Genomic DNA, 21,562 nt, shown 5'->3' with positions numbered 1-21,562 from the left:
ATTACTATGGTAGGTTTACTGGGCATTGCAGTCCTTCTGGGTATTGCTTTCGCGTTATCATCGGCGAAACGCAGTATAAATTGGCGCACCGTTGGCGGCGCATTTGCTATTCAAGCATCAGTTGGCGCATTTGTCCTGTACTCTGAACCAGGTAAAGAAGTTCTATTAAGCGCAACCAAATTTGTCGCCAACATTATTGCTTATAGCCAAGAAGGCATTAACTTCTTGTTCGGCCCTATTGGCGACAAATCAATTGCTTTTATTTTTGCCTTTAACGTGCTTCCCGTTATTGTCTTTTTCTCTGCACTTATCGCGGTTCTCTATCACCTCAAAGTGATGGGTGTCATCATCAAAGTAATCGGTGGATTCTTACAAAAAGCGCTGGGGACTAGTCGCCCTGAATCCATGTCCTCTGCAGCCAACATTTTTGTCGGTCAAACCGAAGCGCCTTTGGTAGTTCGCCCTTTCATCCCACACATGACGAGCTCTGAACTGTTTGCCATTATGGTAGGCGGGCTAGCGTCAATTGCGGGCTCTGTGATGGCAGGTTATGCTGGAATGGGCGTTGACCTTAAATACTTATTGGCCGCAAGCTTTATGGCTGCGCCAGGTGGCTTATTAATGGCAAAAATCATCTTGCCTGAAACCAGTAAGCCCAATGAAGATTTACACGACGTAGACGCGGAAGATACCGGCTACGCTAATGTATTTGATGCTGCTGCCAGTGGCGCAGCGTCAGGCATGCAGCTTGCGTTAAACGTAGGCGCTATGCTACTCGCTTTCATAGCGTTAATTGCCATGTTTAACGGCCTTATTGGCTGGACAGCAGGGCTATTTGGCTATGAAAACGTTACGTTTGAAGGGATCCTGGGTTATGTACTTCAACCTCTCGCATGGGCAATCGGCGTACCATGGGAGGAAGCACAACTTGCAGGTAGCTTCATTGGTCAGAAAATGGTGGTCAACGAGTTCGTTGCTTACCTTAACTTCTTAGAGAACCAATCGCAGCTATCTGAAGCATCTCAGGCCATTATCACCTTTGCACTTTGTGGTTTTGCAAACTTCTCTTCTATCGCTATTTTGATGGGTGGAATTGGTGCTATGGCACCAACACGCAGAAAAGAAATTGCGAGACTGGGGTTAAAAGCTGTTATTGCTGCAACGTTATCTAACTTAATGAGTGCCGCGCTAGCGGGCTTTTACCTCTCTCTTGGTTAAATTTCATTAATTTGGACCAGTTGGTCAAGATTTTACTAGACTAACTGGTCAGGTTTCTGTAAATTACGCGCAAATTCCTCGCGGGGTTGATTTATGTCAATTTCTGCGACTTTTTTCTGTAGCCCGTCTACCTTTATAATGCCGCAGTCAAAATATACGGGATAAAGTTATGCAATTAGTTGCTGTTGATTACCAAGCGGAAAACGCACAAGAAGAATTCGTGAAGTCACTTCGCGAGACAGGGTTCGGTGTTTTGAAAAATCACCCTATCCAACAGTCATTAGTTCAAGGTATTTACGACAATTGGCAGGGCTTCTTCGATAGTGAAGAGAAGAACGACTACCTGTACAACAAAGGTAAACAAGACGGATTTTTCCCTCAGAGCGTATCTGAGGTAGCTAAAGGCTTTACGAAAAAAGATATTAAAGAGTATTACCACTTCTATCCGTGGGGTCAGTGCCCAGAAGCGCTACATCCACAAATTTCTCAGTACTATGAGGAAGCAAACACATTAGCGAAAGAGCTGTTGGGTTGGATAGAAAAGCATTCTCCTTCAGAGGTGAGTGATAAGTACAGTCAACCGCTAGGTGGCATGATCAAAGATTCTGATCAAACCTTGCTACGTATACTGCACTACCCACCACTAAAAGGTGATGAAGAAGTTGATGCAATTCGCGCTGCTGCTCACGAAGATATTAATTTGATTACTATCTTGCCAGCAGCCAACGAGCCAGGGTTGCAAGTACAAGCTAAAGACGGTAGTTGGATTGACGTTCCTTGTGATTTCGGGAACTTGATCGTGAATATTGGCGACATGCTTCAAGAAGCATCAGGCGGATATTTCCCATCAACTACCCATAGGGTTGTAAACCCAGATGGCACTGACATGACGAAATCTCGTATCTCGTTGCCATTGTTTTTACACCCAAGACCAGATGTTGTTCTTTCAGAACGTCATACTGCAGGGTCATACCTGCAAGAGCGCCTTCGTGAGCTGGGCGTTATATAAATTAAGTTCCTTTTGTAGTGTTATTCTTTTGCCGCAGCTAGTCTGCGGCTTTTTTTTAGTTGCTTGCCAAGGTCGCTAATTTAGAAGAATAGCGTTGTTTTTCTTGTTGGTTTGGTGAATGCTTCACAGCCCTCTCCAAGAAGCGTTGCGCTTCGCTAACATCTCCTAACTCGTGATACGCTTTGGCCATGCCGAATAATATCTCATGACGCGCGTTATCAAGCTTGAGCCCTTTTCTATAATGCGCTATTGCGGCGTTAAGCTTGCCCGCATCAAAATCTTGTTCCCCTAATATGTAATGATAAAAAGGGTTGTTCTTACGCTTTGCTTCAACCATTTGCGTAATCTGCATGGCTTCTTCATTTCTTTCTTGATGCGTATAAAGAATAGATAAATTTTCCCATGCGGTGAGGTTTTCATCATTTAGTGATAGTGCGTGCTTGTAAGTCATCTCAGCCTGCTTATAAGCGTCAACCATTCTATATAAAACGCCAAGGTTGACCCAGCTTTGCTGTAATTCAGGCGTTAATGTAGCAGCGGCACGAAAGTAGCTGTAAGCCCTTGTGTAGCTATTCGCCACCAACGCATCTGCACCTTTGTTGTTGTAGTACATAGACACTATTTTGTTTTTCGCTACTGGCTTTCTGGGAAAGTAGTTGCGTAGCATTTGCGGGTCAAAGTCTACGTCTGCCCATAAGCCTCCAATCGATGTTACGTTGTTAGCCTCAGGCATTGAGACGCGCATATTAATATGCCCATTTAGCAGGCTATACCCTTCTCTTCGTGTCCAATACTCTGGAATATCTACTTCATAGAAGGTCGCGTCTAAACCCACGTGTTCAGCAAGCGCATAGGTCATAATTGAAAGGGATAAGCAGTTTGCCGCGCGGTTGTTAAACGTAGTGTCTGCTGTCGTATTCGCACTATTGCGATAAAGCATGCCGTAATCTGAATGGTCAAAAATAGCTTTCACTAAACCTTTAACGTTTTTCTGCAAAGTGCTTTTGTTATGTACCGCTTTTTCAGCAAAAAACTGAGCGTCTTCACCTAAGTAAAAAATCTCGTCGATGGTCTCTACGGGAAACAAATGGTGCGACGGAAACAGGTTATCGTTTAATAAGGTAGGCGGCGACGCTATATTTTGCTCATCCGTAGACTGGCAAGCACTTAGAAAACAGCAAAGTAGCCAAATTAAAACTAGTCGAGTATTCATATCAGGCACCTATTTTAGTTACTCGATAGTTTAAAATTATAGCACCCAAACCATTTTTTTTACATTTTATTTACAACTTATGCAGTTGTACTTTTATCGCAAAAAAACATCAAAATGGGCTTACTCACTGCTCTGTTACCTCATTCTTATTAATGGTAATCGTTTCTTTAACGGCATTACACAAAGTTAATCATCAAAATATTAAACAGCGCCGTAACTATTCTCAATTCAGTACCTTTCATTGGCTGTCATTTAGTAGTAGGCAAAACGAAGGATGGTGAATTTCATTCAAAGCCCATTTACATATTAAAGGAAAGATTATGAAGAAATTAATGAGTGTGTTGTTTTTGGTTGTTTTAAGCACCAGCGTTTTCGCCGGTCACCACGCTGAAGGTGAGCAAAAAGATATTGTCGATACAGCCGCAAGCAATAACATGTTTTCTACACTGGTTGCTGCCGTAAAGTCTGCTGATTTAGTCACTACATTGAAAGGAGATGGTCCATTTACCGTTTTCGCGCCAACCGATGATGCATTTGCAGCTTTACCTGATGGAACTATTGAAATGCTGCTTAAGCCAGAAAACAAACAAACACTTGTGAAAATTCTTACCTATCATGTTGTAGCCGGCAAAGTAACGGCCAAAGACGTATCTGCGCTTTCTGATGCCACTACAGTGGAAGGAAGTAAAGTTATGGTCTCTACTACTATGAATAAAGTCATGATAAACGATGCTCAGGTTATCAAGGCTGATGTGATGACCAGCAACGGTGTTATTCACGTTATTGATACGGTATTACTTCCAAACGATGTAAAAGCCTCTTTATAAGATGTTCCTCTAAAAAGAAAAGTAAAGATCGCCTTTAGTCGATCTTTGCTTTTCTTAAAATCATCACCGATCTCTCCCAATAACTTCTCCGTAAAAAATCATATGAAACACTGTTTTTATTGTTCTAGCACTATCAGGCGCGTGAGTTGAACAAACAAATCAGTCTCGATGCTATTAGAACTTCAAATAATTAACCCTGCCCTTTGGACTAGAAAAGGAGTTCATATGTTTACGGTTTACACATACAGTATTGCTGGTCTATTAGTGATTAGCTTAACGGTTTTTGTCCAAAACATTGTTGCCGCTGTGGCACATAGAAAACAGTCTCGCTACATCCCCGGTAAAGTTAGCGAAGAATTGAGCCACGATAGTTTTGTATTTAGAAGTCACAGAACCTTTCATAACTCGCTTGAAAATATTCACCAATTTGTGCTGCCCGCCCTGCTTTGCATGTTTCTTGGCGCACAAACAGACCTATTGGCTATCTTGGTTTGGGCCTTCGCACTAAGTCGTATCATTCATATGGCGCTGTACTATGCTGTTGCCACAGAAAAGAACCCTAGCCCAAGAAGCTATTTTTATATGGTAGGAGCTCTATGTACACTTGGCGTTTATGGGCTCGCGTTATTTCAGTTGCTATTCTAGCTAGCTCCCTTGCGCTGTACAAATATCATACAGCGAAGTATTCTTTTATCTATGGAAAGTGCTTTATTCGTTAAAGGTTTTTATAGAGAAGCAGATAACAGTGATAATGAATCCTACGCTTGAATATTACACTTTTGATTAATGTTCTTTTCCAAATTCAGGCGTATTCTTATTAATTGAACACTCACATATGTGTTTAGGAGCCCCAGTGTACATTGACCAAGTCGGCGATCGGACTTTAACTGATTGCAGTGTATTGATTGTCGACGATCAAGCCAGCAGTAGACTTATTTTAGAAACACTACTCGAAGAAACAGTAGAGTGCTTTTCTGTAAGCTCAGGAAAGGAAGCCATTGAGTACTGCAAGCATAACAGGCCAGACTTAATCCTTATGGACGTCTCCATGCCAGAAATGGATGGGCACGAGACCACAGCGCTGCTTAGACAAAAGCCATCCTGTGAACACATACCTATTATTTTCGTTACCTCTTCATCAACAGACGAGGAAGAATCTCGTTGTTGGGGTTCTGGTTGTGTAGACTTTGTAGTTAAGCCTGTGAATGCTTGTACGCTGCGCAATCGCGTAAAGTCGCATCTTCAACACAAGCTCAGAAGTGATTTCTTAGAAAAACTAATTTATATCGACAAACTAACCGGTGCCTACAACAGACACTATTTGGATGACTATCTCCCCCGATTAGTTAAAGATAGCGAACGCAATGCCACCCCATTGTCTTTAGTTATATTTGATGTCGACCACTTTAAGCTATTTAACGATATGTATGGACATTTAGATGGTGATAGCTGCTTATGGAAGGTTAGTAAAACGATAAACGATGCACTCCTTCGTCCTATGGATAAATTGGTGAGAATTGGTGGTGAAGAGTTTTTAGTAATTTTACCAAACACTGATGTGGAGGGAGCAGTAGCTGTCGCCGAGCGCCTATTAGAAACCGTTTACGACCTCAACATTCTACATAGTTCGTCTGAGTACGGGCGCATAACACTGAGTGCAGGCTTAGCGATAAAAACTGCCAACGATGATAAAACGATTGATTATGTCATGCTGGAAGCGGATAAAAACCTGTATGCAGCTAAAACTTCCGGGCGTAATCGCTTAGTATCTCCTTCACTTGCGCCTACGAAAAAAGCATTGAGCCCCAGTTCTTCACAAGCGATAAAAAGTTTCTAGCTGTCGCCTAGCTGAGTGCAACCAACAGCCCCGGTGTGAAGCAGACAGTCCAGCGTAGCCTCTTTCGCTACACCTAATTCCGTCAACTGGGCTAGGAAAAGCTGAAGCGTAGCTAACGCATCATCTAGCGCATTGTGTTCATTGAAAGCTGGAAGATCTAAGCGTTGGCGGCACACACCTAGCGTAGCACTATTACTTGGTAAAACCTGATGCTGCTTGTTTAGCTGATACAGCGCAAGCTGAAGGCTATCAATATAAACCACCTCTAACTTTGGTAAAGCGCACTGTTTAAAAGCTTTGTTCAACGCCATCAAGTCCAACTTAGCGTTGTGAAAAATAAGTATATGTTGTTGAAATAACGGTGTGAGTGCATGGAGCGCCACTTCTAAATTTTCGCCTTTTTGCAAGATGTCAGGGGTTAACCCGTGAATCACAGGGCTTTGCCCTAGGTCTGCGGTAGTGTTGATAACATGATAACCGCTCGTCGATAAATCGATACGGCCCCCCTTGCCACTCACATAACCCACAGAAGTAATTTGCGTTGCTGAAGGGTTAAGCGACGTAAGCTCCAAATCAACTGCGGTAAATGATGTATTGTAAACGCTAAGTTCGCGAAGACGCTTTTTCAGCTTGGTTTTACCCGTGAGCGCCTGTGCGCATGCCTTTATCCACCGTTGAACCATATCGATTAACTCACGCCACCTGAAAACTTCATCACCATAGCTTGATTCGTTCTTTCTATGGCTTTGAAAGCAGCTTTAAGCTGATGTTTTTCAATTGATGATAAGCTTGATATGGACACGCGATTGTCAGTAACTTTATTTTCAAGTTGATGACGCCAGCGCAGACGATTCAGGAACAGCCAAATATCGCTAAGATTCGTTGCATCGCGTTTTGAAAGTTGCGAACGAGCTGATAATGCGTCTAAGCGCGCAAGCGTGTTAGGTAAGGTGACGCCATCGGCCAGTGCGTAAATTCTTGCTATATTATTGATTAAAGCGACAGCTCGGGTCTTTAGGTCAATAACATCTTTTTCTTTTCTTCCTTTCTCATAAACAAACTTCTGGAACATAGAAAGCGGCACAGCTATTTCATTGCTATGCCTGGTAAGGGCTGCTAAGAACATGTTTTGCTGCATTAAAGGGGCGCGCTGTTTTTGAAGCTGCTTAAATAGGCCCACATCACCAGCGGCACACCGTACATCCAAAAAGATATTAAAGTGCATAATGGCGTCTTTAGTGGGCGCTTTTACCCACTGTTTAGCTTCTTCGAGCGCCTCATCGAGAGATAGTCTCAACTTAGGATTACTGGCCATAATATTGCCATCGCAAAGCTTGATGCCGCACTTTGCCAACCCTTTGCATACGTACTCTGCCATTTTCGAAAAGTATTCGGCTTGCACTTCGGTAGGTTGCTTGGCAAGAAGTAGCCCGTTGTCTTGATCTGAGCCCATGGTTTGGTCTTCTCGGGCTTGTGAACCATATACCAACCACGCAAACATCATGGGAGCTTTACCGTTAGCTTGTTGGAAAAAGCCAATGAGCTTTCTGGTCATGATATCGGTTGCTTGCGACAATATTTTCCCAGCAATGTCGTAATCACCTGCCTTTTTAGCATGAGCTGAAAAGTAATGAGGCAGTTGCCACGACAAGCGCGTGAGCTCATAAAGGTTCTCGGCTTTGCTCAGTTCACCAATGATGAAGAGTACGTTCCCCCGCTGATGACGAATGATATCGCTTGCGGTTACCATGCCAAGGGGCACGAGCGTTTGCTGATCAATAACGGGCAAGTGATGAATGTTTTTTTCCGTCATCAGCGCTAAAGCGTCAAACAAGGTCCTGTTACCCATAATCTGAGCTGGGTTAGCTGTCATTATTTGGCTAACCGGAAGATGAGGGTCTAAAGAGGCTGCCACCACTCTCGACCTTAAATCGCGGTCAGTAATGATACCAATTAGCTTCTCTTGTTCAGTTACTAACAAAGAGGAGACTTTTTGCGATGTCATTAACTGAGCTGCCTCCGTGATTGGGGTTTGAGCCTCGACGGAAACAGGGGCTTTTTCGATAATGTCTAAAAGGCCCTTGTAAAGCCACATTGAATTACTATCTGCTATGGCATGGTTTTGCAGAGCGTTATTACTAAGGCCATCAAAAAAATGCCGTATTGTAGGTATTTCTAGTAAAGGTTCTACAGCTAGCGCATCAAAACAATAAACCAGCCCTGGGCTGTCCACCGTTATACTTAGTGGAAAATTACGTTTTTCCATTATATTGATGTAGCCGAAGTAGTCTCCCTCACTTAAATGGCGTAAAGGGGCATCAGAATCTTGGACGGAAAACTGTCCGCTTTGGATAAGGAAAAGTGACACTTTATCCTTTTGTAGTTCCTCAACGTTATCCGCGGTTACGTATACCAGTTCAGTATGTTTTACTAGCTGAAGCTTCTGCTCGCTATCCAGCAAATCAAAAGGTGCGGATGTATTAAGAAAGTCTTCAACTTGTTTAGCCATCGCAGTCATAGAAATTGTCCAGTTCACAAAAAGAAAAAACCAACCTACTCACTTTCGCCAGTAGATTGGTTTTATTTTGCTAAAGCCTATCTTAAGGCAATACTAATTTAGTGCGCTGATGCTTCACCCGCTCCCTTAGGATAACGAATGCTCTCAACCAGTTCTTGAATTTCTTCAGGTGCTTCATCTGTTGCTTTAAACACTAAGAATGCAACAATGAAGTTCACCATCATACCTAAAGTACCAATACCTTCAGGAGAGATACCAAACCACCAGTTGTCAGGCGTATTTGCAGCCGGATTTACAAACTTGAAGTAAATTATGTAAGCCGCAGTAAACGCAATCCCTGAAATCATACCCGCGATAGCGCCTTTGTCGTTCATACGCTTGCTAAAGATACCCATGATAATTGCAGGGAAGAAGCTCGACGCCGCTAAGCCGAAAGCAAAGGCGACCACCTGCGCCACAAATCCGGGCGGATTGATACCGAAGTAACCTGCAATGACAATAGCCACCGCTGCTGCCAATCTAGCGTACATAAGCTCGGCTTTATCGGTAATGTTTGGCATAAAGTTCCGCTTCAGTAAGTCGTGGGACACAGAGGTGGAAATTACCAACAGTAAGCCCGCTGAAGTAGAAAGGGCTGCTGCCACACCACCTGCCGCAACCAGCGCAATCACCCAGGCTGGTAAGTTCGCGATTTCAGGGTTAGCCAATACCATAATGTCGCGGTCAACTTTCATTTCGTTGCGCTCATCACCCGAGTAGAACATTTTGCCATCGCCGTTTTTATCTTCAAACGCGATAAGGCCAGTTTGCTCCCAATTTTTAATCCACGACGGCGCTTCTTCATAGCTGGTGCCCGTCATCTCTGGACCGTTAATGGTTTCAATCATATTCACACGAGCGAATGCTGCAAGCGACGGTGCTGTAGTGTAAAGAATGGCGATGAACGCTAGGGCATAACCTGCAGATTTACGTGCATCGTGAACTTTAGGCACAGTGAAGAAGCGAACAATAACGTGTGGAAGGCCCGCAGTACCCACCATTAGGGCAAAGGTGATAAAGAATACATCGATAGTACTTTTTGTCCCCGAGGTGTATTCATTGAACCCGAGTTCGACAGATAAATTATCGAGTTTCTGCAGCATATGCACCCCCGAACCGTCTGCCAAGGTTGCGCCAAAACCGGTTTGCGGAAGGATATGCCCGGTAACCATCATTGAGATAAATACGGCAGGTACTATGTACGCAAAAATCATTACGCAGTACTGAGCAACCTGTGTGTAGGTGATGCCTTTCATGCCGCCAAGTACGGTGTAAAAGAACACGATAACCATGCCAATAACAACGCCAGACACAATATCCACTTCTAAGAAACGGCTGAATACCACGCCTACGCCACGCATTTGACCTGCAACGTATGTGAAGCAAACAAAGATGGCGCAAAATACCGCAACGGTACGTGCTGTTTGTGAGTAGTAACGATCGCCAATAAAGTCAGGTACCGTAAATTTACCGAACTTACGTAGGTAAGGCGCTAAACAAAGTGCAAGTAGAACATAGCCACCGGTCCAGCCCATAAGGTATACCGCACCGTCGTATCCCATAAATGAGATAAGACCCGCCATTGATATAAACGATGCAGCCGACATCCAGTCTGCCGCTGTAGCCATACCGTTCATAACAGGCGGTACGCCGCCACCCGCCACGTAAAAGTCATTCGTCGACCCAGCGCGAGCCCAAATTGCAATTGCAATATACAGCGCGAACGACGCGCCAACGATAATAAATGTTAAAGTTTGAACGTCCATGATTTACTCCTCATCTACGCCGTAGCGTTTGTCCATGGCGTTCATCTTCGCCATATAGACAAAGATCAAAGCAACAAATACATAAATTGAGCCCTGTTGTGCAAACCAGAAGCCTAATTTAAAGCCAAAGAACTGAATTTCATTTAAGATATCGACAAACAGTATGCCGGCACCAAATGATACGATGAACCAAACGACTAAAAGCTTAGCTAGGAGCGCTAGGTTTTCACTCCAGTAGGCTTTTTTGTCCTCTTCGTTTCTAAATGCCATTGTTTCACCCTCATGTCAGGTTAACTAGTTGTTATGATTTTACAATTCCCTAACGCTCGGCTTTGTTAACGTTATTGCTGCGTTTGAAACTTTTGTACACGACAGAAACAAAGCAGCAAAAGTCAAGCATCTAGGAGGTCGGCTATTACTCTAGACCTGAGGTGTGAAATTCAAAATGAGACCATGGTCGTAGGTAGACCATGGTCGAAATGATTATAATATCAGCACAGTTGTTAAAACTAAGTTAAAGGAAGATTATGGTTTTTGGTTGGGTCACGCTTGCAGTCTTGTACCTTTTTTTGCTGTTTTCATTAGCAAGTTGGGGAGAAAAGAACTCGCCTACAGCAAGAGCACTGACTTCTCATCCCGCCATTTATTCATTAGCCCTGGCAATCTATTGTACCGCTTGGACCTTCTTTGGCATGGTGGGGCAAGCAAGTAGAGATACGTGGATTTACCTGCCAATCATGCTTGGGCCCATCTTAGTCTATGTGCTGGGATACAAGTTTATTTACAAACTGACACTGGTAAGTAAAAAGCAGCATATCACAACCATTTCAGACTTCATTGCGTCTCGCTATGGCAAGCGTCAGACCGTAGCTCTAGTCGTTACTCTTATTGCCCTACTTGCAACCATTCCCTACATTGCGCTTCAGTTAAAGGCGGTAGGCGCCACCTTTCAACTGTTAACTCAACAACCTAACAGCAATGGAATTATCATTGCTGCCACAGGCTTTATCGCTGCCTTCGCGATTTATTTTGGTACGCGCCAAACTGATGTAACAGAATATAGGCGTGGCCTGATGCTGGCCATAGCATTTGAGTCTACCATCAAGCTACTTGCTTTAGTGCTGGTTGCTATTGTGGGTTACAGCGCGTGGAAGCGTACCCAGTCTGGTGCATTTTTCGAAAGTTTTACTAACGAGGTTGCGCTTGCTCAGTTCGGTTCGTTTAGCTTCATTGCACAAACTATTATGGCTGCGGCAGCCATTGTTTGCTTACCTCGTCAGTTTCACGTTGCCATTATCGACAACTTAAGCTTGGGCCACATTCGCACAGCGCGTTGGCTATTTCCTCTTTACTTAACCATTATTTCCGCGGTTATCCCTATCATTGCTATTGCGGGTAAAGCCATCTTTGCTGGTCAAGGCATTGAACCTGACTCCTATGTATTGTCTCTTGCGATGTTTTCGGAGTCTGCACTTCTTCAAGTCATTGTATTTGTAGGTGGTCTGTCTGCGGCTACGGCTATGATCATAGTCGCCACGCTTACCTTAAGCACCATGCTTACCAACGACGTGATATTGCCACGAATTTTAGCGTTCACCGGCAACACCGACGACAAAAAAGACGTATCCAAAAAAATCCGCCTAATTAGACGGATTGTTATCGCCTTTATTTTATTGATGGCTTTTCTATACCACCAGCAGATGACCAGCAGTCGCTCTCTTCACTCTATTGGCCTTATCGCTTTTTCCCTTGTAATTCAGCTAATGCCCGCTATTGTCGGCGGTCTTTACTGGAAACGCGCTCATGCCCACGGCGTCTATGCCGGGCTTATGGTCGGCCTTGTTATATGGGTGCTGTGGTTAGTACTGCCAATTGTAAGTGAACAAGTGTCTCAAATGGAGCAAAACGAATTGATAAGCCAAGGGGCCATGATTAGCTTGGCCGCAAATAGCTTGGTGTATATACTCTTTTCTCATTTCGCTCCCCAGCGCCTTATCGACAGAATGCAGGCAGAAGCGTTCGTTTCTCCCGCCATTTCTAGTAACAACACGGTGAAAGCTCAAGCCACAAACGTTACCGTGTCTGACCTTATCACTTTGCTTTCAACCTTTATGGGAACAGGGCGTTGCGATCAGCTTCTTACCCAATATCAACAGCTAAATAATTGCCAGTTAAGCCACGCAGATACACCTAATGAATCGTTTTTATCATTCTGTGAACGCGCTCTTGGCGGGGTTATTGGCGCCTCTAGTGCAAAGGTACTTTTAGACAGTGCGCTACGTGGCAAAAAAATGGATTTTACTGAGGTAATTAACTTTTTCGACGATACCACGCAGGCGATGCAATTTAATATGACAGCGCTATTAACCTCGCTTGAAAACATGGACCAAGGCATAAGCGTGGTAGACAAACATTTGAATTTGGTCGCCTGGAACAAGCGCTATGCCAACCTATATCCTTACCCAGACAACTTACTTGCTGTTGGCTCTCCAATAGAAAAGCTCATTCGATACAACGCATCCCAAGGCGAGTTTGGAACGCACGATGTTGATACTGAAGTAGAAAAACGCTTAGCGCACTTGCGCTCCGGTATGCCGCACCGCTTTACTCGACAACGCAAAGATGGCCGAGTCATTGAAATGGTGGGAAATCCATTACCTGGCGGCGGTTTTGTAACAAGCTTTAACGACATCACAGGGCATGTGGAAATTCAGCAAGCGCTGGAAGAATCGAACATTGACCTTGAAGCTCGCATAAAGAAACGTACGGAAGAAGTGCATTCGATTAACGCAGAACTTCGCCTTGAAATAGAACGACGCTCCGAGGCCGAGAAAGAACTAATAAGGGCAAGAAAAGCCGCGGAAGACGCGAACGCCAGTAAAACCCGTTTCTTAGCCCTTGCCAGTCATGACGTATTACAGCCGCTTAATGCAGCTAAGCTTTACGTAAGTGCTTTGGAAGAACAGGAACTTTCTGAACAAGCCCAGAATATAGTTCAGAAGCTTGGCCATAGCGTTAGTTCAAGTGAAACGCTCATCGGCACCCTGCTTGATATTGCTAGATTAGATCAAGGAGAGATGAAACCCGATATAGAATCAATTGATGTAAGCGCCCTACTCTCTCCACTAGTTGATGAAATGGCTATGCGTGCCCGTGAAAAGGGGCTTGGTTTCAAAGCCATAATCCGCCCTTGCTGGGTACGAGGAGATAAAACCTATTTATATAGAATTACCCAAAACTTGTTGTCAAATGCAGTGAAATACACCGAAAAAGGGCGGGTTCTTTTCACGGTTAGATCTGTTAAAGAAACCGTTTATTTCAAAGTTATCGATACAGGTATTGGTATTTCTAATGATAAAAAAGACAGTATATTCGGCGATTTCTTTCGCGCCAACGAAAGTAAAGAGCATGGGTTAGGGTTGGGTTTGGGCGTGGTGCGCCGCTTAAGCCTACAGTTGAACAGTGATATCAGCGTTAACTCGAAAGTTGGCAAAGGAAGCTGCTTTGCGTTTTCTCTTACTAAAGCCGCGCCTAAACGGGCTTCTAGTATTGCGGCAAAGCCTCGTAGTACCACGTTTACAGGAATGAATGTACTTTGCGTAGACGACCAAAGGGAAAACTTGGATGCTATGCAAACCCTATTACAAAAATGGGGCGTAAACGTGTTCTTAGCGAATAACTGGGATGATGCACTGAAGGTTTGTGAGGTCATTCAGCCTCAGATCTTACTGATGGATTATCAACTTAGTCACGATAGCGAGAAAAATGGGCTTGCTCTGATTGAAGAAATAAGACATCGACTAAACGTTGTAGTGCCAGCGGCGCTTATAACCGCAACACCAGATGAGAATTTAGTGACTGAGTGTAAAGACCAAGGCGTAAACTTTTTGGCTAAGCCGCTTAAGCCGGCAAAACTACGCGCGTTACTACAAAGTATGACGCGTTATATAAGAGAAGCGAAAAACGTTTAATTATTGTGGAACAATGACGTATCTGCACCACGTTAATTGAATGCTTTTCGTTCTCTACTATTGCACTTTAAATGACGAATAAAGAAGTACTTACAGTAACTCGTCATGTGGTTTAGTTTCTTCCGTCTTAACCACCGGCGTCTCTACACTCGACTTCGCCACAACTTTACCCATGGCCCCCCACTTTTCTTTCGGGTTGAGTAGCACTGGGCGAGTTAGAATCAAGTTGTTGGGGTACATTAGCGTTTCGCGGTCGGCGGTAATTAAACGAGTACTGAATGGCCCAACATCCGCAATAACGCCCTCTATATAGTTATCGCCATCAAGAATGCGCACATAGTTGCCTCTGCTATAGGCTACATTGGTAAGCAAAATAAAGTATGCCGTAATATTGCTGATGAGCGACCAACTTGCAAAAAGTGCAACCCCGGTTACCGTAATGATGGACGTAGAAAGTACAAGTAGGCCTGAGAAATCGATACCCCATGCCAACAGCAGCAGGGAAAGCGATACAGTTGCTACAATCACACGCGCAGCAAAAAGTCCTTTTAAAGCACTGTTAGATTTGAGCTTTGATTTTACGATATTATTTTCTAATTTTGGTAGCAGCTTCCGCGACATTGCCAAATAGATAAGCAGAACTATACCACTGAACACGACGTTTGACTGGTACTGAGTTAACCACGCCAAAAAACCATGCCACCACTCATTCATTTATTTTTTCCTTACTGTTTTTATCACGCATACTGGCTTCTTTATCTATTTTTGCTTTAAAAAGCCAAGGCGCTCTAATGCTAACGTGAATAACAGACAAGTTCATGCATTAAAAGCAATCGACACAACAAGAATTATTCGTAAGACACCCCCTTTCACTTCTATTAGTATGCGCGCAAAAATGACTTGTCTAATTTTAATACCAGTCCGCATAGAAATTAACCTATTGAATGGGCGATTATCTATACAGATTGGTATACTCACGTGCTAACGTGGTAAATGACAGGTCGAATAAACGACAAAATAAATCACAAACTACAGGCTTTTTTATAATGCGCATCGCTATTCTTTCAAGAAATCCACGTCTTTACTCTACTTCACGCTTAGTGGAAGCTGGGCAGGCTCGCGGGCATGAGGTCGACGTTATCGACACAATGCACTGCTACATGGATATTACGAGCGCACGACCGTCTGTTCGCTATAACGGTAAGAAACTACCTTACTATGATGCAGTGATCCCCCGTATCGGCGCATCTGTTAGCTTTTACGGTACTTCTGTAGTTCGACAGTTTGAGATGATGGGGACATACAGCCTCAACGAGTCAGTGGCGATTAGCCGCTCTCGAGATAAACTTCGCTCGCTCCAGCTGCTTTCGCGCAAAGGCATTGGCATGCCTAGAACCGGCTTTGCTCATCACCCGGACAAAATTGACGATGTAATCAAAACCGTGGGCGGCGCGCCAGTGGTTATTAAGCTGCTAGAAGGTACCCAAGGTATAGGCGTTGTATTGGCAGACACCCAAAAAGCCGCAGAATCCATTATTGAAGCATTTATGGGGCTTAATGCCAGTATTTTAGTACAGGAATTTATTAAAGAAGCAGGTGGCTCTGATATACGCTGCTTTGTGGTTGGTGGGAAAGTCGTTGCTGCTATGAAGCGTCAGGCGGCTCCCGGAGAGTTTCGCTCTAACCTTCACCGCGGTGGTCAGGCAAGTTTAGTGCGCCTAAGCCCTGCCGAGCGCAAAACAGCAGTTGATGCTGCGAAAACCATGGGCCTTAATTGTTGCGGTGTAGACATTCTTCGTTCGAACAACGGCCCTGTAGTGATGGAAGTTAACTCTTCACCAGGCTTAGAAGGTATCGAGAAAGCTACCAATAAAGACGTTGCCAGCATGATCATTGAATTTATTGAAAAGAGTGCCGAGCCACATAAAACAAAAACCCGAGGAAAAGGCTAACCCCTTCAACCTACGCAATAACGTAAATATAGGAAAACGTTAGTGGTAAGTGATGTTTTAAAAATTGGGGGCGAAAATATTGCTCCTGGCGAAACAAAAAAGATTGAGTTAGAAATGCCACCGCTGTATACAGCGACCAATATGAGTATCCCCGTTTATGTTAAACGAGGAAAGCGACCTGGTCCTGTTATGTTTGTGAGCGCTGCTATCCATGGTGATGAATTAAATGGCATTGAGATAGTCGGCCGCCTTATCCGGTCAAAAGCGATTGAACGCATTAGGGGCACCTTAATAGCGGTACCCATGGTTAACGTTTACGGCGTTTTAAACCAGTCTCGTTATTTACCCGACAGACGTGATTTAAACCGCAGTTTTCCTGGCAGTAAAAAAGGCTCGCTTGCCGGGCGGTTGGCGAACTTATTCTTCAAAGAGATAGTGAGTAAGTGCGACGTGGGCATCGACCTGCATACAGGCGCTATTCATCGAAGTAATCTGCCACAAATTCGCGCGGATTTGGACGACCCTGAAGTACTTGAAATGGCCAAAGCGTTTGGTGTGCCTGTGTTGCTTAATGCGGAATTACGAGACGGTTCGTTACGCGAAGCGGCCAGTGAAAATGGCGTTAAAATATTGCTCTATGAAGCTGGTCAAGCACTGCGCTATGATGAATTTTCTATTCGCGCAGGTGTAAAAGGTATAATCAATACCATGCGCCACTTAGGCATGCTAAACAAAAGCCGTAGCAAGGGCCATAGCATTGAGCGTTTCATTGCCAGACAAAGTGGCTGGGTCCGCGCGCCTGAAAGTGGATTTGTAAATCACCTAGCCCAACTAGGCGATCATGTTGAAAAAGGTGACAAACTAGCCATTATTGCGGATCCATTTGGCAATTATTTGGACAGCCTTGAAAGCCCAGCTGAAGGCGTTGTAATTGGTAAACAAAATATTCCGCTTACCCAAGAAGGTGAAGCCGTTTACCACATTGCATACTTTTCAGAGCCTGATACTGTTGCCGAACACGTAGAACTATTACAAGACAATTTATTGCCGCCAGAGCAGAACCCTGTTTTATAAATTGGTAAAAAACTGATGAACAATAAGAAAATTGTTGGTGCAGTAGAACTGTGCGACTTGCCCAAACTCGCTATCTCCGACTTAACCGTGCGCGTTGATACAGGTGCGGCAACGTCATCACTTCACGTAGACAATATTGAAGAGTTTGAGCAAGACGGTGAACTATGGATTAAATTTGATATTCACCCAGACATTCATAACGTAGAACGTGTAGTTAGACGGGAAGCGCGCGTTGAAGGCAAAAAGCGCGTAAAAAGTTCAACAGCTACACGTGAGAAACGCTATGTTATCATTACGCCTATCGTTATGGACGGATTCCAATGGGATATCCAGTTAACCCTAACGGATCGCTCTGAAATGACCTACTTAATGCTGCTTGGCAGAGAGGCGATGAGTGGACAGTTTATTGTAGACCCCGAACACGATTTTTTACTTACTGGAAAAGATTAGCCGCTAAAAAAAGGGCTATACTTAAAGTAACCTTTAACAAGGCAATTAGCCGGGCTGGCGCCACGTAAATGAGTTAAAAATATGGATATCAAAGCTAAATCTCTAAGCCGTATCATTTTGTTAATGAGTTTACTTGCGCACTTCGTTGTTTACGGGCAACAGCAACCTTCTGATGAGGTAAGCGCAGACTTGCCTCATACCGTTTTACGATTACCCAACGTCCACCCTGGAAGAGATAGCGTTTATTCATACGCAAAGTCACTGCTAACAGAAGCCTTGCGTGTTACTCAGTCGCAGTACGGTACCTTTGAGCTTATTGTTAGCAACCAAGAAACGGCCCAAGAACGCCAGTTGCGCAGCCTCGAGCACAATATGCTAGACGTAACGTGGAGCGTAACGTCTACTGAGCGCGAGCGTCAGTTTCTCCCTATTCGCATTCCTATCATGGCAGGACTGTTTGGTAAGCGCGCCTTGTTTGTTAAAGAAGGGGATGTGCGACTAAAAAAGGTAAAAAGCCTCATTGACCTACAGGAGTTTCGTGCAGTTTTAGGATACGACTGGCCTGACACAAAGATTTTTCGGGCTAATGATATTCCCGTTTTAGAAACCACCTATCGCGCTTCATTTCGCATTGTTTCGGAAGGGTTCGCCGACATGTTTCCAAGAAGTGTGATGGAAATTAACGAGGAGTTTGCCGATAAAACCTTATCTAAAGGCTTAACTATCGATGACAACCTCATCATTTCATACCCAAGCCCTATCTTTTTCTTTGTTGGCAGTGATAATCAGGCATTAGCAGGGCGTATCGCTGAAGGCCTGCTGATGCTATTTGAAACCGGGAAGTTCCAAGAGTTACTGCTTGCACATAAGAACTTTAAAGAAGGGATGACCTTAATTGATGGGCGTACGGTTATTGAAATCGAAAACCCGCTATTGAGCGAGCAAAGCCGCTTGGCGTTAGAAAAGTTTCTACCTGAATTTGCTATGTCTGAAGCCGTGCTTAAACACGATGTTACTGAACCGGTGGCTCCAGCTCAAGCTGCGAAGCAATAAGTACTGCTTGGGTACGATTGTTGATGCCCAACTTTTTAAAGATAGCGGTAACATGCGCCTTAACGGTGGCTTCAGCAATATCTAAATTAAAGCCAATTTGCTTATTCAACAACCCATCTCGCATGTAGCAAAGCACTTTATACTGAGACGGTGTAAGCGACGCAACTTTGTCAGCAAGTTCAGAAAACGCTTCATCCACCTCATCAACATCTTCGCTTAAGTTTTCAGGCAACCACACATCACCATCTAAAATAGCCTCAACTGCATTGGCTATATCTTGTGCACTGGCCGTTTTTGGAATAAAACCAAGTGCCCCTACGCTAATGATCTTCGAAATAAGGGTAGCGTCTTCCGTTCCAGAAACCACGGCAACAGGAAGTTCAGGAAAGAGTTTACGGATATGCAGCAAGCCAAATAAATCATTGCTGCCTGGCATATGTAAGTCGAGAAGCAATAAGTCGATATCCTCATTATTGAGAATATCGACTGTGGTGTTTAGATCTCCGGCCTCTTTAAGGGTAAGGGCTGGAAGTGACAACGACAACGCGCCTCGTAGTGCATCGCGATACAGCGGATGATCATCAGCGATTAGAAGGGTTATCATTGTCTATATCCTTAATTCTACTTATTCAGACGTTCCTCTATCAGTGTATCAACAACCGATGGATCCGCCAATGTAGATGTGTCACCTAATTGCTCATGCTCATTGGCCGCAATTTTACGCAAAATACGGCGCATGATTTTACCAGAGCGTGTCTTAGGTAGTCCGTTAGACCACTGAATCATATCAGGAGTGGCAATGGGGCTTAACTCTTGGCGCACCCACGCTTTAAGTTCTTTAGTCAGCGCTTCGTCTGCTTCAACACCTTCATTAGGCGTTACATAAACATATATCCCCTGCCCTTTGATATCGTGAGGGAAACCGACTACCGCAGCTTCAGCCACTTTAGAGTGAGCAACAAGTGCACTTTCTATTTCAGCCGTACCTAGACGGTGGCCCGATACATTTAGTACGTCGTCTACGCGGCCAGTGATCCAGTAAAAGCCATCTTCGTCACAACGTGCGCCATCACCTGTGAAGTACACGCCTTTGTATGCGCTGAAGTAGGTGTTAATGAAGCGCTGGTGATCGCCATAAACCGTTCGAGCCTGGCTTGGCCAGCTATCTTTGATCACTAGGTTACCTTCTGCCGCGCCTTCAAGTTCATTACCATCAGCATCAAATAGCGCCGGCTGTATGCCAAAGAATGGGCGAGTGGCAGAGCCAGGTTTCAACTCTGTTGCTCCAGGCAGAGGCAAAATCATGTGTCCGCCAGTTTCAGTCTGCCACCATGTATCGATAATAGGGCAACGACCTTCTCCAATAACACGGTGATACCATTCCCATGCCTCTGGGTTAATTGGCTCACCCACTGTGCCAAGTAAACGAAGTGACGATAAATCACAACCTTCAGCAGGTACGTCACCGTGAGCCATTAATGCACGAATCGCGGTTGGCGCAGTATAAAGACTATTTACTTTGTATTTTTCTACGACCTGCGCAATACGTTTTACGTCTGGATAGGTGGGTACACCTTCGAAGAACACTTGTGACGCAGCGTTTACCATGGGGCCGTAAACCATATAGCTGTGACCTGTAATCCAGCCCACATCCGCAGTACACCAATAAACGTCATCGTCTTTGTAATCGAAAGCGTATTTAAAGGTCATAGCGGAATAGAGCAGATAACCGCCTGTTGTATGAACCACACCTTTTGGCGTACCCGTAGAGCCTGATGTATAGAGAATAAATAGCGGGTCTTCCGCATTCATTACTTCAGGCTCGCATTGTGCTGACATACCGTCCACAGCTTCATGCCACCATACATCGTGCTTCTCGTTCCAGTCTACATCGCCACCCGTTAGCTTATGCACCAAAACATGTGTAATTGACGGGCAGGCATCATCGGCTAACGCTTTATCGACATTTGCTTTAAGCGGAATGCTTCTTCCTGCGCGGCGCCCCTCATCGGCTGTAATAACGACCTTGGCACTACTGTCATTGATGCGGTCGGCAATAGCGTTTGGTGAGAAACCACCAAAAATTACCGAGTGAACCGCACCAATACGTGCACACGCAAGCATCGCGTAGGCAGCTTCAGGCACCATAGGCATGTAAATGGCGACCCGATCACCTTTCGTGACTCCCATCTCTTTAAGTGCATTCGCTAACTTACATACTTCATAATGCACTTGTTGGTATGTCACATCTTGGCTGTCTTGTGGTGAGTCGCCTTCCCAATGAAAGGCAACTTTTGTGGCATTATTGGCCAAGTGTCGGTCAATACAGTTGTAGCTAGCGTTTAACTCACCGTCTTCAAACCATTTAATAGACACATCATTTTCACCAAACATAGTGTTTTTAATTTTGGTTGGCTTTTGGTACCACTCAAGCATAGACGCGTGCTCAGCCCAGAACACTTCGGGTTGCTCTACTGACTGCATATACATCTCGTCATACTGCGACGCAGTCAAATGAGTAGATTGAAGAATGTTCTCAGGCACAGGATAAGTTTTGCTGGCGGTCATAAAGATTGCCTCCAATATCAATAATGTAAAATTCTTGTTGTATGGTGAAACACTCTAGCTATTCACC

General features: G+C 44.4%; 18 protein-coding genes. 10 read left to right on the top strand and 8 right to left on the bottom strand.

Translation table 11 applies throughout. The features are described 5' to 3' along the window. Positions 1–6: 6 nt before the first annotated feature. Together ACXAGK_RS18870 and ACXAGK_RS18865 are read left to right on the top strand one after the other, a co-directional pair. Positions 7–1,218 carry a NupC/NupG family nucleoside CNT transporter gene (locus ACXAGK_RS18870; RefSeq protein WP_474829791.1) on the top strand — a complete coding sequence of 404 codons (1,212 nt, stop codon included), beginning with the start codon at positions 7–9 and terminating at the stop codon, positions 1,216–1,218. A gap of 169 nt (positions 1,219–1,387) precedes the next feature. Continuing rightward, on the top strand, positions 1,388–2,227 hold the full coding sequence (locus ACXAGK_RS18865; RefSeq protein ID WP_474857416.1) for an isopenicillin N synthase family dioxygenase: 840 nt from the start codon (positions 1,388–1,390) through the stop codon (positions 2,225–2,227). 55 nt (positions 2,228–2,282) lie between these two features. On the opposite strand, the gene ACXAGK_RS18860 is transcribed toward ACXAGK_RS18865, so the two are convergent. After that, positions 2,283–3,440, bottom strand: coding sequence for a tetratricopeptide repeat protein (locus tag ACXAGK_RS18860; RefSeq protein WP_474857415.1), 1,158 nt, complete (start codon positions 3,438–3,440; stop codon positions 2,283–2,285). Between the two features lie 320 nt (positions 3,441–3,760). On the opposite strand from ACXAGK_RS18860, the gene ACXAGK_RS18855 reads away from it, so the two are divergent. The 3 genes from ACXAGK_RS18855 (at position 3,761) to ACXAGK_RS18845 (ending at position 6,104) form a co-directional block, all read left to right on the top strand. Next, complete coding sequence (locus ACXAGK_RS18855; protein WP_474804623.1) at positions 3,761–4,267, top strand: fasciclin domain-containing protein; 507 nt, start codon at positions 3,761–3,763, stop codon at positions 4,265–4,267. 225 nt (positions 4,268–4,492) lie between these two features. After that, positions 4,493–4,912 (top strand): MAPEG family protein, encoded by a 420-nt coding sequence (locus ACXAGK_RS18850; protein WP_474857414.1) that lies wholly within the window; start codon positions 4,493–4,495, stop codon positions 4,910–4,912. Positions 4,913–5,120: 208 nt separating this feature from the next. After that, on the top strand, positions 5,121–6,104 hold the full coding sequence (locus ACXAGK_RS18845) for a GGDEF domain-containing response regulator (RefSeq protein WP_474804617.1): 984 nt from the start codon (positions 5,121–5,123) through the stop codon (positions 6,102–6,104). Here the strand turns inward: ACXAGK_RS18845 and ACXAGK_RS18840 are convergent. From ACXAGK_RS18840 to ACXAGK_RS18825, 4 genes are all read right to left on the bottom strand, one after another. Beyond that, positions 6,101–6,787, bottom strand: a complete 687-nt coding sequence (locus ACXAGK_RS18840) for a 3'-5' exonuclease (RefSeq protein ID WP_474857413.1) — start codon at positions 6,785–6,787, stop codon at positions 6,101–6,103. The two genes, ACXAGK_RS18845 and ACXAGK_RS18840, sit on opposite strands and share 4 nt — an antisense overlap. Positions 6,788–6,792: 5 nt before the next feature. Further along, positions 6,793–8,622 carry a putative nucleotidyltransferase substrate binding domain-containing protein gene (locus ACXAGK_RS18835; RefSeq protein WP_474857485.1) on the bottom strand — a complete coding sequence of 610 codons (1,830 nt, stop codon included), beginning with the start codon at positions 8,620–8,622 and terminating at the stop codon, positions 6,793–6,795. Positions 8,623–8,720: 98 nt separating this feature from the next. Next, on the bottom strand, positions 8,721–10,427 hold the full coding sequence (locus ACXAGK_RS18830; protein WP_474804608.1) for a sodium:solute symporter family protein: 1,707 nt from the start codon (positions 10,425–10,427) through the stop codon (positions 8,721–8,723). Between the two features lie 3 nt (positions 10,428–10,430). Then, positions 10,431–10,697, bottom strand: a complete 267-nt coding sequence (locus ACXAGK_RS18825) for a DUF4212 domain-containing protein (protein WP_039216401.1) — start codon at positions 10,695–10,697, stop codon at positions 10,431–10,433. Positions 10,698–10,954: 257 nt separating this feature from the next. On the opposite strand from ACXAGK_RS18825, the gene ACXAGK_RS18820 reads away from it, so the two are divergent. Further along, a complete protein-coding gene (locus tag ACXAGK_RS18820; protein WP_474857412.1) occupies positions 10,955–14,398 on the top strand; it encodes a PAS domain-containing hybrid sensor histidine kinase/response regulator in 3,444 nt (1,147 codons plus the stop codon). 90 nt (positions 14,399–14,488) lie between these two features. Here ACXAGK_RS18820 and ACXAGK_RS18815 read toward each other — a convergent pair whose 3' ends face one another. Beyond that, positions 14,489–15,112: a mechanosensitive ion channel domain-containing protein gene (locus ACXAGK_RS18815; protein ID WP_474804601.1), complete on the bottom strand. Its 624-nt coding sequence runs from the start codon at positions 15,110–15,112 to the stop codon at positions 14,489–14,491. Between the two features lie 332 nt (positions 15,113–15,444). Between ACXAGK_RS18815 and rimK the strand changes: the two genes are divergently transcribed. The 4 genes from rimK (at position 15,445) to ACXAGK_RS18795 (ending at position 18,927) form a co-directional block, all read left to right on the top strand. Then, the gene (gene rimK / locus ACXAGK_RS18810; RefSeq protein WP_025257684.1) at positions 15,445–16,350 is read left to right on the top strand and encodes a 30S ribosomal protein S6--L-glutamate ligase; all 906 of its coding nucleotides are present in this window, start codon (positions 15,445–15,447) and stop codon (positions 16,348–16,350) included. 42 nt (positions 16,351–16,392) lie between these two features. Next, positions 16,393–17,424, top strand: coding sequence for a succinylglutamate desuccinylase/aspartoacylase family protein (locus ACXAGK_RS18805; RefSeq protein ID WP_474804597.1), 1,032 nt, complete (start codon positions 16,393–16,395; stop codon positions 17,422–17,424). A 15-nt stretch (positions 17,425–17,439) separates the two neighbouring features. Beyond that, entirely contained in the window at positions 17,440–17,874 is a 435-nt protein-coding gene (locus tag ACXAGK_RS18800; RefSeq protein ID WP_474804594.1) for an ATP-dependent zinc protease family protein, read from the top strand. 81 nt (positions 17,875–17,955) lie between these two features. After that, the gene (locus ACXAGK_RS18795) at positions 17,956–18,927 is read left to right on the top strand and encodes an amino acid ABC transporter substrate-binding protein (RefSeq protein WP_474857411.1); all 972 of its coding nucleotides are present in this window, start codon (positions 17,956–17,958) and stop codon (positions 18,925–18,927) included. On the opposite strand, the gene ACXAGK_RS18790 is transcribed toward ACXAGK_RS18795, so the two are convergent. Next, positions 18,887–19,531, bottom strand: a complete 645-nt coding sequence (locus tag ACXAGK_RS18790) for a response regulator (RefSeq protein ID WP_474804589.1) — start codon at positions 19,529–19,531, stop codon at positions 18,887–18,889. The two genes, ACXAGK_RS18795 and ACXAGK_RS18790, sit on opposite strands and share 41 nt — an antisense overlap. Positions 19,532–19,548: 17 nt before the next feature. Continuing rightward, complete coding sequence (gene acs, locus ACXAGK_RS18785; protein WP_474857410.1) at positions 19,549–21,495, bottom strand: acetate--CoA ligase; 1,947 nt, start codon at positions 21,493–21,495, stop codon at positions 19,549–19,551. Between the last annotated feature and the right edge of the window lie 67 nt (positions 21,496–21,562).

The organism is Alteromonas sp. ABM1_013 (assembly GCF_056160505.1).
The sequence above is the reverse complement of the archived record's forward strand: the minus strand, read 5'-3'. Positions and strand labels throughout refer to the sequence as shown.

Coding starts and splice junctions, on each gene's coding strand:
- ACXAGK_RS18840 (WP_474857413.1), bottom strand. CDS start 6,787: ATGGTTCAACGGTGGATAAAGGCATGCGCACAGGCGCTCACGGGTAAA.
- ACXAGK_RS18790 (WP_474804589.1), bottom strand. CDS start 19,531: ATGATAACCCTTCTAATCGCTGATGATCATCCGCTGTATCGCGATGCA.
- ACXAGK_RS18870 (WP_474829791.1), top strand. CDS start 7: ATGGTAGGTTTACTGGGCATTGCAGTCCTTCTGGGTATTGCTTTCGCG.
- rimK (WP_025257684.1), top strand. CDS start 15,445: ATGCGCATCGCTATTCTTTCAAGAAATCCACGTCTTTACTCTACTTCA.
- ACXAGK_RS18815 (WP_474804601.1), bottom strand. CDS start 15,112: ATGAATGAGTGGTGGCATGGTTTTTTGGCGTGGTTAACTCAGTACCAG.
- ACXAGK_RS18830 (WP_474804608.1), bottom strand. CDS start 10,427: ATGGACGTTCAAACTTTAACATTTATTATCGTTGGCGCGTCGTTCGCG.
- ACXAGK_RS18860 (WP_474857415.1), bottom strand. CDS start 3,440: ATGAATACTCGACTAGTTTTAATTTGGCTACTTTGCTGTTTTCTAAGT.
- ACXAGK_RS18800 (WP_474804594.1), top strand. CDS start 17,440: ATGAACAATAAGAAAATTGTTGGTGCAGTAGAACTGTGCGACTTGCCC.
- ACXAGK_RS18820 (WP_474857412.1), top strand. CDS start 10,955: ATGGTTTTTGGTTGGGTCACGCTTGCAGTCTTGTACCTTTTTTTGCTG.
- ACXAGK_RS18850 (WP_474857414.1), top strand. CDS start 4,493: ATGTTTACGGTTTACACATACAGTATTGCTGGTCTATTAGTGATTAGC.
- ACXAGK_RS18835 (WP_474857485.1), bottom strand. CDS start 8,622: ATGACTGCGATGGCTAAACAAGTTGAAGACTTTCTTAATACATCCGCA.
- acs (WP_474857410.1), bottom strand. CDS start 21,495: ATGACCGCCAGCAAAACTTATCCTGTGCCTGAGAACATTCTTCAATCT.
- ACXAGK_RS18865 (WP_474857416.1), top strand. CDS start 1,388: ATGCAATTAGTTGCTGTTGATTACCAAGCGGAAAACGCACAAGAAGAA.
- ACXAGK_RS18825 (WP_039216401.1), bottom strand. CDS start 10,697: ATGGCATTTAGAAACGAAGAGGACAAAAAAGCCTACTGGAGTGAAAAC.
- ACXAGK_RS18795 (WP_474857411.1), top strand. CDS start 17,956: ATGGATATCAAAGCTAAATCTCTAAGCCGTATCATTTTGTTAATGAGT.
- ACXAGK_RS18855 (WP_474804623.1), top strand. CDS start 3,761: ATGAAGAAATTAATGAGTGTGTTGTTTTTGGTTGTTTTAAGCACCAGC.